Genomic DNA, 15,880 nt, shown 5'->3' on the forward strand with positions numbered 1-15,880 from the left:
GTGGGCCTTTTAGGCCGAGGCCGGCAAAAGAGGCTTTCAGCCGCAGAACAAACCACCAGTTCACACTGGTGGTTTTGATTTTTGTATCAGATTTTGGTAGGGATTACTTTTTAAAAATAATTATACATTAAAATCCAATGTAATATCAATTGGTATTTTTCTGTTTTCTGAATGGGAGTTGACGAGTGAAGTTATTATTAAAACCAAAAAGCCCTGCCAGCTGAGCTAATGCCCCGTGAATATTTATTATATATGCTTTCATCTATTAATTCACTTAATAAATTATTGTGTGGGGCTATATTACTGTTTTCGCAGTTTAGTAGTTAAAATGGACTAAATTCACAATATATTTACATTTTTTTAATAGTACCACTGCGCCTCTTATGTCATATTTAAAGGGAAGCTAGAGAGGATTTTGTCATATGTCCTCGTATCTAGCAAATAATATCCTAAGAGATGGAGGATTGTGATGAAAAGTGTGGCTTTCAGAAGAGTTTTCAGTATGTTTCTTATTTTGGTAATGCTGTCAGTAAACATTACACCTGGATTTGTAACAACGGGTTCGGCGCAAAGCGATGAAACGACAGCAGAGGATTTATTTATTTCGGAGTATATTGAAGGTAGTTCCTTTAATAAGGCAATTGAAATTTATAATGGTACAGGAAGTGCGGTAGATTTATCGAGCTATCAAGTGGAGCTATATAGTAATGGTGCTTCTTCGGCAAGCCAGACCCTAACACTTTCAGGGACGCTTGAAAACAATGATGTGATTGTTCTTGCCCACCCTAGTGCAGATCAAGCAATTCTAGATCAAGCAGATGAGGAAAATGGATCGGTTATCAATTTTAATGGCGATGATGTATTAGCGTTGACAAAAGATAATACGCTCATTGATGTGCTTGGGGAAATTGGCGTACGTGATAATTTTGCTGCTGACGTTACGTTAGTAAGAGACGCATCGATTACTGCGCCTTCAGAAACATATAATCAAGGTCAGTGGAATGATTATGCGATTAATACATTTGCATATCTTGGCAGCCATACGATGGATGGTGCTGGGGAAATCGATCCTCCAGAAGAACCTGTTGATCCTGACGAGGTATCTTCAATCGGTGATGCACGTGAATTAAGTGATGGTACGAATGTAACGGTAGAAGGGATTGTAACAGTAGATAATGCTGCTATCAGTAACGGAGCACAGTTTACGACATACATACAAGATGAGACTGGCGGCATTAATTTATTTTCATATGAACAAGGGGATTTACCCGATCTTGTAAAAGGTGATCGTGTACAAGTTGTTGGGGAACTAGCTAGTTACAATGGCTTAAAAGAAGTTGTCCCAACTTCAATCGAAGTATTGGAGTCAGATCAAGCGTTGCCGGAAGCGCAATCAATAACATTGGAGGACCTTCAAGATCCGGCTATTGCGGAATCGTATGAAGGACAGCTTGTACAAGTGAATGGTTATATTAGTACTATTCCAGGTAGTCCCGCCGGTGGTGGATACAATATTTCCCTAGTTGACGCTGAATTTAACGGAACAACATTGCGTGTGATGGAAAATGCTCTTGATATTTCTCAAGTAGAAGCTGGTTTATGGTATGACATTACCGCAATTGTAAGTCAATATAATACGTACCAGCTGATTCCTACTGGACAGGGAGACTTGCAGGTAGCTGCAGATCAACCAGAACCACCGACTTCTGCTGGCTACTATGAAACGACTGTAGAAAGCGTTACAGACGGTGATACAATTCGTGTTGCAACACCTGTATTTGGAGAAACGAGAGTACGCTTTTTGAATATGGATACTGCAGAAACGTATGCAGCGAAAAATAAAGATCCAGAACGAGCCGAAATCAATGAAAACCAAAAGTATTATGGAGATTTAGCAACAGATTATATTCAAGAATTGATTCAGCCTGGTGATGAAATTTATTTAAAGGTTGGAGATGAACCGACAGATGATTACGGAAGAATTTTGGCGGAAGTAATTCGCAAAGAGGATCAATTAAATATTAATCTGGAAATGGTCGAAGCAGGTTATGCATCTACTTATTTCCTTGCACCAGTTGACGAAGAAGCATACCCAATGTATCAACAAGCTGTAAAAGAAGCGAAGGATGCAGGATTGGGCATTTGGAATCCAGAAAATCCTTTACTTGAACTACCATTCGCATTCCGTGCGAACGATGATCAGAAAGGGTTTTTAAGGTATGTTGGAAACTCAGAAACAATGGAGTATGTAGAACCGAATAGTTGGGAAGACGTTCCTGTTGATAAACTTATTTTCTTTACAAGTGAAGAGGAAGCAGAATCCTATGGCTATACACCATTTACCGAGGAAGAAGCTCCAAATGAGGATGTACTAGAACTTCAGCTGCTAAGCTTAAATGATTTACATGGAAAAATTGACCAGGAATATTCACTCGATCCAGATGGGGATGGCGTATTTGATATGTATGGGCGTATGGACTACACGGCAGCAGCAATGAAAGAACGCGAGCAAGAAAATGAACATACGTTAATCGTCCACGCTGGAGATATGATTGGTGGAAGCTCACCAATTTCTGGATTACTTCAGGATGAACCAACTGTCGAAATTATGGAAGCAATCGGCTTTGACGTTGGTACTGTTGGGAACCATGAATTCGATGAAGGATTGGATGAATTGCTTCGAATGGTCAATGGCGGTGACCATCCAGAAGGTAAAGGTACAGAAGGGTATGCTGGAATGAGCTTTCCAGTGCTTTGTGCAAACTGTGTTTATGATGATACAGGTGAACCCTTTTTAGATCCATACCATATTGCGGAAGTAGATGGTGTCGAAGTTGGATTTATTGGTGTAAACACAGTTGAAACGGTAAACATGGTCATGCCTGCTTCATTGGAAAATGTAGCATTCACAGATGAAACAGAAGCGGTAAATGCTGCAGCTGCTGAGCTAACGGATCAAGGTGTGGAAGCGATTATTGTCCTTGCCCATCTACCAGCCTATCAAACTGGTGATGTTGTGACAGGGGCTGCGGCAGATCTAGCGAATAATATTGATGATGCGGTTGATGTTATTTTTTCAGGACATAACCACGTTGTTAATAATGCGGTTGTGGATGATAAATTAATTGTCCAAGCATCTGAGTATGGCAAAGCGTTTGCTGATGTTGATCTCGTTATTGATCGCGAGACTGGAGACATTATCGAAAAAGAAGCAGAAGTTGTTTTTGTGAAACAAAGTGACTATACAGCCGATGAAGAAGTAGCAGGCATTTTAGATACGTATGCAGAGCGAATTGCGCCAATAATTAATGAAGTGATTGGCTATAATGCGCAAGATTTAACAGGTAGCTATACGAATGACGGGGATCATGGCCTAGGAAATCTGCTTGCAGATGCGATGAACTGGTCGATGGAAAGTGATTTTGCCATGATGAATGGTGGTGGAATTAGAGACAGCTTGCTTGCAGGTGAAGTAACGTGGGGTAACCTGTACAATATTCAACCATTCGGCAACACATTAATGACGTTTGAGGTGACAGGAGCAGACCTTTACCCAATTATTAATGAACAGTTATCCCCAATTTATGGGCCGGATTATAGTATAGCCGGGCTGCATTATATATGGAATAAGGAATTGAATGAAGTTGTCACTATCACATTTCCAGATGGGACACCAATTGATGAAGATGCAGTGTATACATTAACGGTAAATAATTATATGGGAACCTCTGATGGGCCGATAAAAGATTTAGGGAAAAATCCAATCATGGGTCCCGAAGATATTGAAGCAACGGTCGATTTTGTTAAACATTTAAACAGTACCGAATCGAATCCAATAGTATATGGAGCAGAGGGAAGAATTACAGAAACGGATGAAGTTCCAGGAGCCCCTGACCCAGAAGAACCAGGAAATCCAGGAGAAAATCCTGACCCAGAAGATCCAAAAGATCCAGAGACCCCCGGCGATGATGATAAAGATAAGGAACAACCAGGCGATTCCGATAAAACGATAACAGTTAAACCAATTGTTCAAAAAAACCAAGCTACTCTTGCAGATGACGCATTGGATACAATTGCGGAAAATGGAATAGTCATTATTGATTTAAATGAATCAGCAGACCTAAGCATGATAGAGATTGTATTAAGCAGTGAGCAAGTAAAGGAATTGAAAGCTAAAAACGCAGTTCTGCTTATTGAAAAAGGCGATGTTTCTTTAGAAATTCCAGCTTCCGTATTTACAAATGGCGATGAAGCGGTCGCGATTGTAATTGAAAGACTCGATGCGGTTGCAGATGCGCTAAGCAATGTCTATGATTTCGCTATTATACAAGGAGATCAGCGAATAAGTGAGTTCGAAGATGCGATAATATTAACATTCCAAGTAGATGCAACGCAGGTTGGAAATGAAGAAAATATGAAACTATTTTATCTGAATGAAGCTGATAATCGCTGGAAGGTTGTTGGTGGAAATTATGAAAATGGTAAAATAAGCGCAGGAACGAATCATTTCAGTACATTTGCCGTTTTTGAATTAGAAGCTTCTAAGGATGATGAAGACGAGAAGGATGTTCTTGGTAACCAAAGTACGATAGGTGGAACAAATGGTTCGAACGGCTCAACGAATACAGGAAGCGGAAATGTATTACCAAATACAGCAACGAACACATTTAACTATGTAATTTTAGGAGTGCTTTTTATACTGATTGGTGCAGCTATCTATCTTGTTAAGCGGAAAAAGATCGTACAGTAGATTTTATAGAATAAAAGGTAGGGGCACTACTGATTGCTCCGTAATGAGAAGGGTTCAATCATTTTATTATGGTTGACCCCTTTTTGTTATTTGATGATATCTATGTTTGTAGTTCATTCTCCCATATAGAATGGACAACCATTGTTTACATATCCCTTCTAGTTCATATAATATGGTTAGTATGACAAAGGAGGTACCTTCAAAATGAAAAAAACGAACATGAATCAAGATGATTATCGATATAAAATTGCAAATAAAGAAGCATTAATAGGGATTGGAATTGTCATTATTAACTTCATTTGGTGGTACGGATTTGCTTATGGCTTAGGAAGTAAAGATCCGGCTGAATACACCTATGTTCTTGGATTACCTGCTTGGTTTTTTTATAGCTGTGTCCTTGGCTTTGTTGTAATGGTGCTACTGATATGGTTTGTTGTAAACGTATTTTTTACGGATATTCCATTAGATGAATTAGAGGATAAGGAGATTTAAACAGCTATGAATTGGCAAGCAATATTACCATTAGTTTTATTTTTAATTATTGTATTTTCAGTTGGTATGTGGGCAGGAAAATATGTGAAGCGAACGGATTCTTTTCTACAAGAATACTTTCTTGGGGGAAGAAGCCTAGGCGGGTTTGTGCTAGCGATGACAATGGTAACGACGTATGGAAGTGCTAGTAGCTTCTTAAGTGGACCAGGAGCAGCTTATAACCAGGGTCTTGGTTGGGTGTTGCTTTCTACAACACAGATCGCTACAGGTTATTTTGTATTAATGATTCTAGGGAAGAAGTTTGCCATTGTAACGCGGAAATATAAATCGGTAACAATTGTCGACTTTTTAAAAAGTCGTTACGGGTCCAAATGGGTCGTATTATTGTCTTCATTAAGTATTTTAATTTTCTTGTTTTCTGCGATGTCTGCCCAATGGATTGGCGGCGGGCGTTTGATTCAATCTTTGACAGGACTATCCTATATTGCATCATTGTTTATTTTCTCAATATCCGTACTCGTTTATGTTATTATTGGCGGGTTTCGAGCGATCGCGATAACAGATGCAATTCAAGGAATTGTAATGTTTGCGGGAACGTTAATCTTACTCATTGCAGTTATTATCGCCGGTGGAGGAGTGCCTGCGATCATTTCGGATCTTGCAGCAGAAAACCCGAATTTAATAACGCCATTTGGTGCCAATGCTGATTTGACACCTGCATATGTTTCCTCGTTCTGGGTACTGGTTGGTGTAGGTGTTGTTGCGCTTCCGCAAATTGCTGTGCGTGCTATGTCCTATAAAAATTCAAGGTCGATGCACCGCGGAATTATTATAAGTACGATTGTTGTTGGTTTTATTATGCTCAATATGCATTTGATTGGTGTGTTTGCAAGACCGGTTATACCAGGTGTAGAAGTTGGGGATACCGTAATGCCGCTTCTCGCGCAAACTGTATTGCCGCACTGGCTTTCCGGAATTGTACTTGCGGCTCCAATGGCAGCGATTATGACAACTGTAAATTCATTATTATTACTAGTTAGCTCGACCATTGTAAAAGATGTTTATTTAAATTACATAGAACCTACTGCAAAGGAGAAAAAGGTGAAGCATTTAAGTATGTGGGTGACAGCGGTGCTCGGCATCACTGTTATCGTGATGTCCTTAAATCCGCCTGATTTAATTATTTGGTTAAATCTATTCTCAATGGGTGGTCTAGAAGCAGCGTTTATTTGGCCGATTGTCATGGGACTCTATTGGAAGAAGGGGAATAAATATGGAGCTATCGCATCCATGATCTTTGGTGTTGGAAGCTACATCCTATTTGAATCCTTTTATCCACAGCCATTTGGAATGCACTCAGTTGTAACATCTATTGTGATCGCGTTTATTGCATATGTTACTGCGAGTCTATTGATGCAGAAAAAGCAATTGGTTATAGAAGAATGAATATATTGTTGTCTTTTAAAATATCAGCCTTTAGGGGCTGGTATTTTTTAAATCTTTTATTTGCTAATTCTCTAAACGTAGAAATACATCTCTCGGCAACTAAAGCACCATTCTTAGAAATATAGCACATTTCTCGGCAACTAAAGCACCATTCTTGGAAATATAGCACATCTTCCGTCGATTAAAGCACCATTCTTGGAAATATAGCACATCTTCCGTCGATTAAAGCACCATTCATAGAAATATAGCACATCTCCCGGCTATTAAGCTCCATACCAAAAAAATAACGCAACCAAACAAACTCTCCTGCTAAAAAAAGCAGGAGAGGCCCTTTTACACCTTCATTTTATCTTTTGCAAACTGTACAAAGTAATCAAGCGCCTTTTCATTGCTTAGCGACCCTTTGTTGACAACTTGCTCAACTGGTTTACCCATTAATATTTTCTTAATAGGTACTTCAAGCTTTTTACCGTTAAGTGTTTTCGGTATGTCGGTAACTTGATAGATTCCAGTCGGTACATGACGTGGTGAGCATTGGGTACGAATTTGTGTTTTAATGCGCCCGGAGATTTCCTCAGTTAATTCAGTGCCGTCCTTCATAACGATGAAAAGTGGTGTTGCTGAACCTCCGTCTTGGTTTGGGATATCAACTATTAAACTATCAGCAACCTCTTTTACTTGATCGACAGCTCGATAAATTTCACTCGTACCGATGCGAACACCGCCACGGTTAATCGTTGCGTCTGAGCGCCCATAAATAATTCCAGTATGACGATTTGTAATTTTTAAGTAGTCACCATGACACCAAATTCCTGGGAAAACATCAAAGTAGCTTTCATGTAGACGACTACCATCAGGGTCATTCCAGAAATAAATTGGCATAGAAGGGAAGGGCTCCGTTAGTACGAGTTCTCCAATTGCATCTATTTCCGGTTTTCCTTGATCATTGAAGCTTTCCACTTTAGCGCCAAGCCCCATGCATTGTAGTTCACCTGCATACACTGGAAGAATCGGTGCACCTAAAATAAATGCTGTACACACATCCGTCCCGCCGCTAACAGAGGCAATCCATAGGTCGCTCTTTACATGGTCATAGCACCACCCGAATGCTTCGGGCGGCAAGGGAGAACCAGTAGAGCTGATATTAGACAGATTTGTTAAATCAAATTCCTTTCCGGGCTCCAAGTTATCTTTCATACTTGCTGTTAGGAAGCTAGCACTTGTGCCAAATGCCGTCATTTTTGTCTGTTCAGCAAACTTCCAAAGCCATCTATTATCCGGGTAAGTTGGGCTTCCATCGTAGAGGATAATTGTACTTCCAGTTAGCAAACCGCCGATGAGAAAGTTCCACATCATCCAGCCTGTCGTAGTAAACCAGAAGAAGCGTGTATCCTCTCCTAAGTCCATGTGGAAGGTCGTGGCTTTTAAATGTTCTAATAAAATTCCACCCTGACTTTGCACAATAGGTTTCGGTTTTCCTGTCGTTCCGGATGAGTAAAGCACCCATAGAGGATCATTAAATGGAACGTATTCGTACGTTAAGGCTTCGTCTCCATTAATCGTAGTCGCCTTTGACCAAAGGATCGGATTTTTTAGCTTATTAAAATCTGTCTGTTCATTCAAATAAGGGATGGAGACGGTAGCTTCAATCGTTGGTAATGCTGCTTGAATGTTCGCTACAACCTCCGTGCGGTCGAAATTTTTTCCGTTGTAGCTATATCCATCAACTGTTATCATTACTTTTGGTTCAATTTGTTTAAACCGATCAATAACACTTTGTGTGCCAAAGTCTGGCGATGCGCTTGACCAAATTGCTCCGAGACTTGCTGTTGCTAGGAAGGCTACAACTGTCTCATAAATGTTTGGTACGTAGGCAACAACGCGATCGCCCTTTTGAACGCCTAATTTTTTTAGTGTCTGTTGTAAAGCAGCTGTATCTTTATATAATTGCCCCCATGTCACCTCTTGTGTCGCCCGATGTTCTGATGCATGGATAATAGCAGGTTTGTTATCATCTCTATCTCTAAAAACATGCTCTGTGTAGTTAATCATAGCCCCAGGAAACCATTTCGTTCCAGGCATATCACGAGAGGTAAGGATCGCATCATAGGGTTGTTTTGCTTGGATATTAAAATATTCCCATTGGGATTCCCAAAATGCTTCTGAATCGTCGACAGACCATTCCCATAAAGCATGATAATCATTGAAGGAGAGCCCTTTTACTTCTTTTAACCAATTCATATATTTATATAGATTTGATTGTTGTTTTCTCTGTTCATCAGGTTGCCATAATAGCGTACCTTCTTTAACGCTTTCCACGTAATCCCCTCCTGAAAATTAAGATGATTACTACTATTATATGAAATCGCTTTCTATGTGTAAAGGAACAGAAATCTTATGCCTATGTATGCCGTATCGTAAGGCGATACGCATGAGTAAAGCTGATTGGCACATATGGCTCAATCAGCTTTTTGTGTAGCTTGTGTCATTTGGTGCCAGACAGATCCTTTTGCTTCTTCTCCGCCTTGAATGCGTTCCAGTGCGAGTTTGATTTGCATTCGAACTTCAAATTCAGGATCATCTGCAGCAGCCTCTAGCGCTGGGATGGCAGTTTCATCACCTAACTCATATAAAAACATTGCCGCTCGCCAGCGTACGATTCGACTGGGATCTGAAAGCGTCGTAATCATTTGGGATGTCGCTTCTTTAAAGCCAAGATCAGAAATGCAATCACCAGCAGTACGTCTAACCGTAACGGACTTGTCTTTTAGTGCTTTATACAAATAGGGAAGAACTTCAGGATCTTCAATCATTCCGAGGTATGCTGTTGCAAGCCTTCTGATGGATGACTTTTCATCGTTTAACGCTTTATCCAGTAATGGTAGGTCACTCGGCGTCGGATCGAATCGGTCAAGAGCTGCATAACGTACCTTCCAATTTGGATCATCAAGGATTTCAAGTGACAATTGCTTCTCTGGCTTTGCCTCTTGTGAGCTTGCTGTTTCTTGATCCTCAAACGCTAGTTTTACCAGCTCATCCAAACGATCTTGATCATAACTTGCAGAAAGCTCTTCAACGACCTCTTCTCCAACTTCCTCCATTGTTCCATATCTTGGATGCTGCTCAACCCACTTACGATCCATAATCACATTTGGAGAAGCAGGGGAGGCTTCCATAATTGCTTGGCTAAAACGTTCGGGAAGACCGATTCGTTTTTCCTCTGAACCATCCTCTAATTTTACTTGCATTGGTATGCCGCGGAACAGTTGAATGAACACTTTAATTTCACCAAAGGCATCTTCTTTCTTCTGCTGCATTTCTGCTGTCAGATTTTCAGTAGGCTCTTCTGTCCCTAAAACATCACGTACTTTCGGTAACAGCTCTTCCCAAGCTGTTTTCGGGTTTCGTGCAAGTGCAATAAAATCAACAACGCGATAAATATTTTTCACACCCTCAATAGCAAAAAGCTGTTTAACATAGCTCGGTGCGTCCTCGAGGTTATCTTTTTCGTTATAATTATAATTTTCGCCTGCAGGTAAGGATTCATTGACATTTATTTTCATGGAGTGCGGACTTGGTGTTGGTTCAATCGATACAATTTTCAATTCATATACCTCCTGTCAGAACGATTATGCTTCTGCAAGCTTATCTGCAAAAGCTTTCACATAGGGTGGTAAATCTGGTGGGCGGCGACTGGAAATAATATGGCCATCAACGACAACAGCTTCATTGCTCCATGTTGCTCCGGCATTTGTCATGTCGTCCTTTATTCCTGGTGTGCTTGTTACATGCTTGCCTTGTAAAATATTCGCAGAAATAAGCACCCAGCCAGCGTGGCAAATTTGTCCGATTGGCTTTTCGGCTTTATCCATGTCACGAACAAATTCCAATACTTCGGGATAGCGTCTTAATTTATCTGGTGCCCAGCCACCAGGTACAAGAATGGCATCGTAGTTTGCTGCCTGAATGTCGGTAAATGCATAAGCAGATTCTGCAGGAACACCGTATTTTCCAATATATTTATAATTGGCTTTCTCACCTACTAGATCGACTTGCGCACCCTCCTCTTGAAGACGTAAAATTGGATACCAGAGTTCGAGATCCTCGAAATCATGTTCAACAAGCGCAATTACTTTTTTGTCCTTTAATCGCATGTAGATCCCTCCATTTCATATTATAATCAGTGTAACAGAGGTTGCGTGTCATTTCGATTATCAAGCATTCTTTAACATTAGAGCAAGGTTGCAATTTCAATCCTATCATCAGTGCTTATGCGAATGTTCATTTCTTTTTTTAAGTTGTTCATTTAAGGAAGTTTCAAGCTTCTTATAATAGAGGTAATAACCTGTACCAAAGATTGAATAGATAACAATGAACGCTAGAACGCTTCCTATAATTGGCCAAACTCCAAACGGAACCCAGCCGACGGAAAAGGCGATTGTAAAATAGAAAATAATGGAGACGCTAAAATGCACGATATTCCTTTTCATATAACTCCACTCATTTCCCATATAAATAAAAGAAGATAGTCCGAAATAAACGCCGATTGTCATGCTAGCAAGCATATGCATCCAAATTTCTGAAACGGAGGTGGGATGATCGTGAATGACAATAATGGTTAGTGCAATAAATGTGAACATACATGCAAATCCTAGTCCAATCATCGTTCTTTTTAGGATTTCAATCACCATTCGCTTTCCCTCCATTCATTAGGTTTTCTTTAATAGGTGCGACATATTTTCTTGTGATGTACGTTTTATTCCCGGAATGAAAGTAAACACAAAGATTTCCATTGAAGGATAGTTCAAAGCGTTCAATTTGATTAAGGTTACCAATAACGGATTTTGAAAAACGCATATAATCGTATGGAGCTAAAATTTCTTCTGCTTCATACAATTTCATTTTTAGTTCCAATTGGCGATTTGCTAGGCTTGCAAAGACCTTTCGTTGCTCAGCATAGATATAATCGATTTCTCTCGGGTCAAGTAGAATTGTTTGATCAGATTCACTGGCAAATAATCGGGGTGCTCTACGCTTTTTAATTACTTTTACAATCTCTTCTAGCTCCTCAGTCCATTCCTTTGCTTGAATCGTTATTTGCGTTCCCTCATGTTTATCATCAAGATCGATATTAATTTTCAAGTGCCATTCCCCCTTTGGCATATAGCAAGCAGATAATGTAATTATATAGCAAAAGCAAGAATGACGAACCTGGAACCTTGTTTACATACTTTCTTGCTTCCTCCGCACCAATGCTGAAATTGCCATAAACCCAATCAAATAACCACCTAAGACAAGAACACTTTTTAAACTTGGGGAATTCCCGCGAATAATCTCCCATGCACCGCTTCCAAAATGATAGGATGGAAGCCATTCGGCGAGGTTTTGCAGGAAAGTAGGAAAAATGTAAATTGGAAACCACATCCCACCAAGAATTGCTAATGCTAAATAGAGAATATTGCTAACGCCACTAGCTGTTTCAACTTTTCCCATGGCACCTACGAGTGTTCCGATGGCGAGAAATGGCAGGGAGGCGACCAAAATCCATAAGCCAGAGAAGAACCACTGTGTGAATGTTAACGAAACGCCATTTATCAAATAACCTGCAACAAAGATAAGGATCACGGAAAATAGGTGCATGACTGTTTGCCCGAACATCTTAGCGGTAAAATAAGCCCAAGTGGGTAACGGCGTTATTTTCATAAAGGAAGACCAGCCCTGCGTGCGTTCCTGTACCATGCGAATGCCAAACGTCATAATAGCTGATCCCATCACACTAAAGGCAGTCATTGACATTAAATAATGTGCTTGCCATAGTTCTACATCGGGAACATTCGTATTCACAATGTTGGTGAAAATAAAATAAAACACAATTGGCATAAGCAGGCTCCAAAATACAAAATATGGATTACGGAAAATGCGCAGTACCTCTACCTTACATTGCATTGTAATGCTGTTCATTTTTTAATGCCTCCTCATTTTGTTTCGTTAAATATTCAAACACTTCTTCTAATCGCCCTTGTTCAATTGCGATGTTTCTTGCGTTTAAATCAAGCTTGAACAGGGCTGCAAGAACGGCATCTGTATCTTCCGTTACGGCGTAAATTCTTTCGTCTTTTTGATAACACCTGCTAACCACTGGGAGGCTTTGTAATTGTTGAATCGCTTTTTCTGTGTCGTCTGATTGGAAGGATACATTTCGGATGGCGAGTTGTTGTTTAATAGCATTTGGGTGTCCGTCCGCGATAATTTCACCACGGTTGAATAAAATAATTCGTTCTGCCACATCATCTGCTTCTTGTAAATAATGTGTGGTAAAAATAATTGTTTTTCCTTTTGCTTTTAATGCATTTACTTTTTCCCAGAATAATCGCCTTGCAGTAATATCGAGTCCAACTGTTGGTTCATCAAAGAAGACAAGATCTGGATTTCCTGTCAGGGCAAGGGCAAAACCAACCCGTCGTTTTTGTCCGCCTGATAATTTGTCAGCCCATTTGTTTAAGTCTTTCTTCTCTAACCCGGTCAAAGCAATTAATTCCGCCATGGAGAGTGGGGAAGGGTAATAGCTTCGAAAGAGGGCGATAACTTCATGAACTTTTAACTTATCTACGACACTCACATCTTGTAGCATCGCTCCTATTTTTTCACGAACGGAAATATGTTTCGGGTTCTTATTGAATAAGTGAATATATCCTTCAGTAGGTTCGATTAATCCAAGCATCATGGAAACAATCGTGGTTTTTCCTGCACCATTTGGTCCTAGGATTGCTACAGTAGATCCCTTTTCGATGGTAAAGGAAACATTATTTACTGCGGTTGTCTTACCAAATTTCCTCGTTACTTGATGCACTTCAGCAACGGCTTTAGACATGATATCTCCTCCTAATTCTTGATTTCGATTTATTATCAGAAGTATAACAAGAATAATCTTTTATGAATTCGGGTTTGAACTAACATGATATGTTTAATGTATGAGTGAACAGATTGTATGTATGAAAGTTTTTAGCGGGGCTATGTGGAAGTTGAGTGATGAGATGGTGCTGCGCGAGACTAATGGGTTTATACTCGGTTATTGCACGGCGACGGGGAAGGGTTGAAAAAAATGACCTAGCGAACAGCTAGGTCATTTTAAGTCAGTCCATGAAAATTGGTAATTTCTCTAAAAATAAAATATCATCACGGTTTGCTGCGTCACCTTCAGCTAAAATGGCTGCTTTGGCAACAACGTTTCCTCCGGCCTTTTCAACTAATTCTTCCAATGCCTTTAGGGATTCACCGGTACTAATCACATCATCGATTAACGCGACCCGTTTACCTTTTATGAAATCGACATCTTGCATGTCCAAACATAATGTTTGTGTTTTTTGAGTTGTAATTGATTCGACTTCATGGACGATGGGACTGTTCATATAGGCTTTCACGCTTTTTCTTGCTACAATATATTTTGTCATGTTTAATTGTTTCGCAACCTCATAAACAAAAGGAATTCCCTTTGCCTCTGCAGTAACGAGGATATCAACTTTAGGCAATTTATCTGCAATTAATGGTGCAGTCGTAGCAACTATTTCTGTATCACCTAAAATAACAAAACTTGCGATTTTTAGATTTTCTTTAATTTGGATAACTGGTAAGTCACGTTTTAAGCCAGCAACTTTAAGCTCATAAGTTTTCATTAAAATACACTCTCCAATAATATTTTATATACCAAAGATTCCTAATAGCCATTCCATGATAACACCTGCAAGTAATCCGAAAAATGGGTCGGAAATAGCAGTTACAATCATCGTAATACCACCGACGATATTGGAACCTGCAGCATCGGCTGATAGTGCTGCCTCTGCGTTGCCAGGTAATGTGACGATTGCTCCTAGGACGAATAGAAATCCTGCAATCGAAGCACTTGGTACATACTTTCCGATTTTCGGAAGTAATTTAAAGATAAGAATGATAGCCATTAGTACCATCATTAACACACCGGACCATACGGCATGTGGAGCGCTAGCTGTTGCGGATATGATTACTTCAACTGGTCCACCGCCAAAAAGTGCTGACGCCATGTCGGCTACGCTACTAATAATGGTTAATGTATCTATATTTACATCTTGTGAGGCGATTTCGCCGTTAATTTTTCCGAAAGCAATGTTGGCTCCGATATTTAAACAAACTAACGCTAAGGCACCACGGATTACCATTGGATTGAGCGTTAATTTCTGCAGTTTAAAGCGATCATCGATTTCTCTCTTTAAATAATCGGGTGTATCTTTCTTCATAAAATAATAAACGATGCTTGAGAGAATGACGGAAATGGTAATTGTGTATACGAGATCCTTCGTTACAATGTATACGACAAGTGCACTAACAAAAGAGGAAACGCCGATTAAACGATCTTTCCTTGCCATGTCCCATGCTACTTTAGCGAGCATAAAGCCAACTCCGGCCATCATTCCATTTGTAATAACTGGACCAATCCATGAAACGATTTGTTCCATCAGCCCGAATAAACTAATGATGATTAAAATGAATGCACCATAGAAGATCATCGACAAACGTTCACGCATATCCTTGCCCATCGTGCCGGCAACGGTTATTGTCTCTGCTTGGAAGGAAACAACTGCAACGTTACTTGTCATGGCATTTCCGAACGCTCCGACAATAAATGCTAAAGCGGTTGGTACAGATGCAAATCCAAACGTTAGGGCTAGTAACCCCTGTGGGAGTCCGTTAAGTACACCACTAATTGCTGCGAGAATATCTTTAAGTATTAATTCCATCTTGCTGCTCCTTTTCTTGCCTCAAGTTAATGAATGGTGTTTGTATCAATAAAAAAAGCCGTTTGAATAAACGGTCTTTTCATAGTAGCACCGTTCATAGTAGAGTAATTTACGGTTACTCCGTAGAGACTCTCAGACCATATTACTGAGAATATATGAGGTATTGTTTGTTATTTACGAATGATAAATAGATTATATTACAAAACGTATGATTTTTGAACAATAAAATGAAAAATAATAAAATGAAACTGGTTCATGGATGGAAATTACATATTACAGGGGTGGATGACAGGATTCGATAAGTAAGTTACAAGGGGCAATTAAAATAGACCGCAACACAGGTGCTTACCCCTATAAGTTAGAGTTTTTATTATGCAGCTGATTGGGTGGATTGAGTTCGGTAATCGACTGGACTTAATCC

12 protein-coding genes and 1 riboswitch are annotated in these 15,880 nt (G+C 39.8%); of the genes, 3 read left to right on the forward strand and 9 right to left on the reverse strand.

Translation table 11 applies throughout. From position 1 onward, the window contains the following. Positions 1-469 precede the first annotated feature (469 nt). From F1560_RS14690 to panF, 3 genes are all read left to right on the forward strand, one after another. A complete protein-coding gene (locus tag F1560_RS14690; RefSeq protein ID WP_149475405.1) occupies positions 470-4,750 on the forward strand; it encodes a 5'-nucleotidase C-terminal domain-containing protein in 4,281 nt (1,426 codons plus the stop codon). 219 nt (positions 4,751-4,969) lie between these two features. After that, a complete protein-coding gene (locus tag F1560_RS14695; RefSeq protein ID WP_245347914.1) occupies positions 4,970-5,242 on the forward strand; it encodes a YhdT family protein in 273 nt (90 codons plus the stop codon). Between the two features lie 6 nt (positions 5,243-5,248). Beyond that, the gene (gene panF / locus F1560_RS14700) at positions 5,249-6,688 is read left to right on the forward strand and encodes a sodium/pantothenate symporter (protein WP_149475407.1); all 1,440 of its coding nucleotides are present in this window, start codon (positions 5,249-5,251) and stop codon (positions 6,686-6,688) included. Positions 6,689-7,021: 333 nt separating this feature from the next. Here panF and F1560_RS14705 read toward each other — a convergent pair whose 3' ends face one another. From F1560_RS14705 to F1560_RS14745, 9 genes are all read right to left on the reverse strand, one after another. Continuing rightward, a complete protein-coding gene (locus F1560_RS14705; protein ID WP_149475408.1) occupies positions 7,022-9,007 on the reverse strand; it encodes an acetoacetate--CoA ligase in 1,986 nt (661 codons plus the stop codon). A gap of 140 nt (positions 9,008-9,147) precedes the next feature. Further along, complete coding sequence (locus F1560_RS14710) at positions 9,148-10,293, reverse strand: conserved virulence factor C family protein (RefSeq protein WP_149475409.1); 1,146 nt, start codon at positions 10,291-10,293, stop codon at positions 9,148-9,150. A gap of 24 nt (positions 10,294-10,317) precedes the next feature. Beyond that, positions 10,318-10,842, reverse strand: a complete 525-nt coding sequence (locus F1560_RS14715) for a type 1 glutamine amidotransferase domain-containing protein (protein WP_149475410.1) — start codon at positions 10,840-10,842, stop codon at positions 10,318-10,320. A 108-nt stretch (positions 10,843-10,950) separates the two neighbouring features. Next, a complete protein-coding gene (locus F1560_RS14720) occupies positions 10,951-11,379 on the reverse strand; it encodes a DUF3021 domain-containing protein (protein ID WP_149475411.1) in 429 nt (142 codons plus the stop codon). After that, positions 11,369-11,830 (reverse strand): LytTR family DNA-binding domain-containing protein, encoded by a 462-nt coding sequence (locus F1560_RS14725; RefSeq protein ID WP_149475412.1) that lies wholly within the window; start codon positions 11,828-11,830, stop codon positions 11,369-11,371. Before F1560_RS14725 ends, F1560_RS14720 begins: the two co-directional genes overlap by 11 nt. Positions 11,831-11,911: 81 nt before the next feature. Next, complete coding sequence (locus tag F1560_RS14730) at positions 11,912-12,649, reverse strand: ABC transporter permease (RefSeq protein WP_149475413.1); 738 nt, start codon at positions 12,647-12,649, stop codon at positions 11,912-11,914. Further along, positions 12,624-13,559 (reverse strand): ABC transporter ATP-binding protein, encoded by a 936-nt coding sequence (locus F1560_RS14735; protein ID WP_149475414.1) that lies wholly within the window; start codon positions 13,557-13,559, stop codon positions 12,624-12,626. Before F1560_RS14735 ends, F1560_RS14730 begins: the two co-directional genes overlap by 26 nt. 262 nt (positions 13,560-13,821) lie before the next feature. Then, positions 13,822-14,361 carry a phosphoribosyltransferase family protein gene (locus F1560_RS14740; RefSeq protein ID WP_149475415.1) on the reverse strand — a complete coding sequence of 180 codons (540 nt, stop codon included), beginning with the start codon at positions 14,359-14,361 and terminating at the stop codon, positions 13,822-13,824. Positions 14,362-14,385: 24 nt separating this feature from the next. Further along, positions 14,386-15,459: an NCS2 family permease gene (locus F1560_RS14745; RefSeq protein WP_149475416.1), complete on the reverse strand. Its 1,074-nt coding sequence runs from the start codon at positions 15,457-15,459 to the stop codon at positions 14,386-14,388. Between the two features lie 77 nt (positions 15,460-15,536). Further along, positions 15,537-15,638: riboswitch (purine riboswitch) on the reverse strand. Positions 15,639-15,880: the final 242 nt, after the last annotated feature.

The organism is Oceanobacillus polygoni (assembly GCF_008304605.1).
GTDB classification, from domain to species: domain Bacteria; phylum Bacillota; class Bacilli; order Bacillales; family Amphibacillaceae; genus Oceanobacillus; species Oceanobacillus polygoni.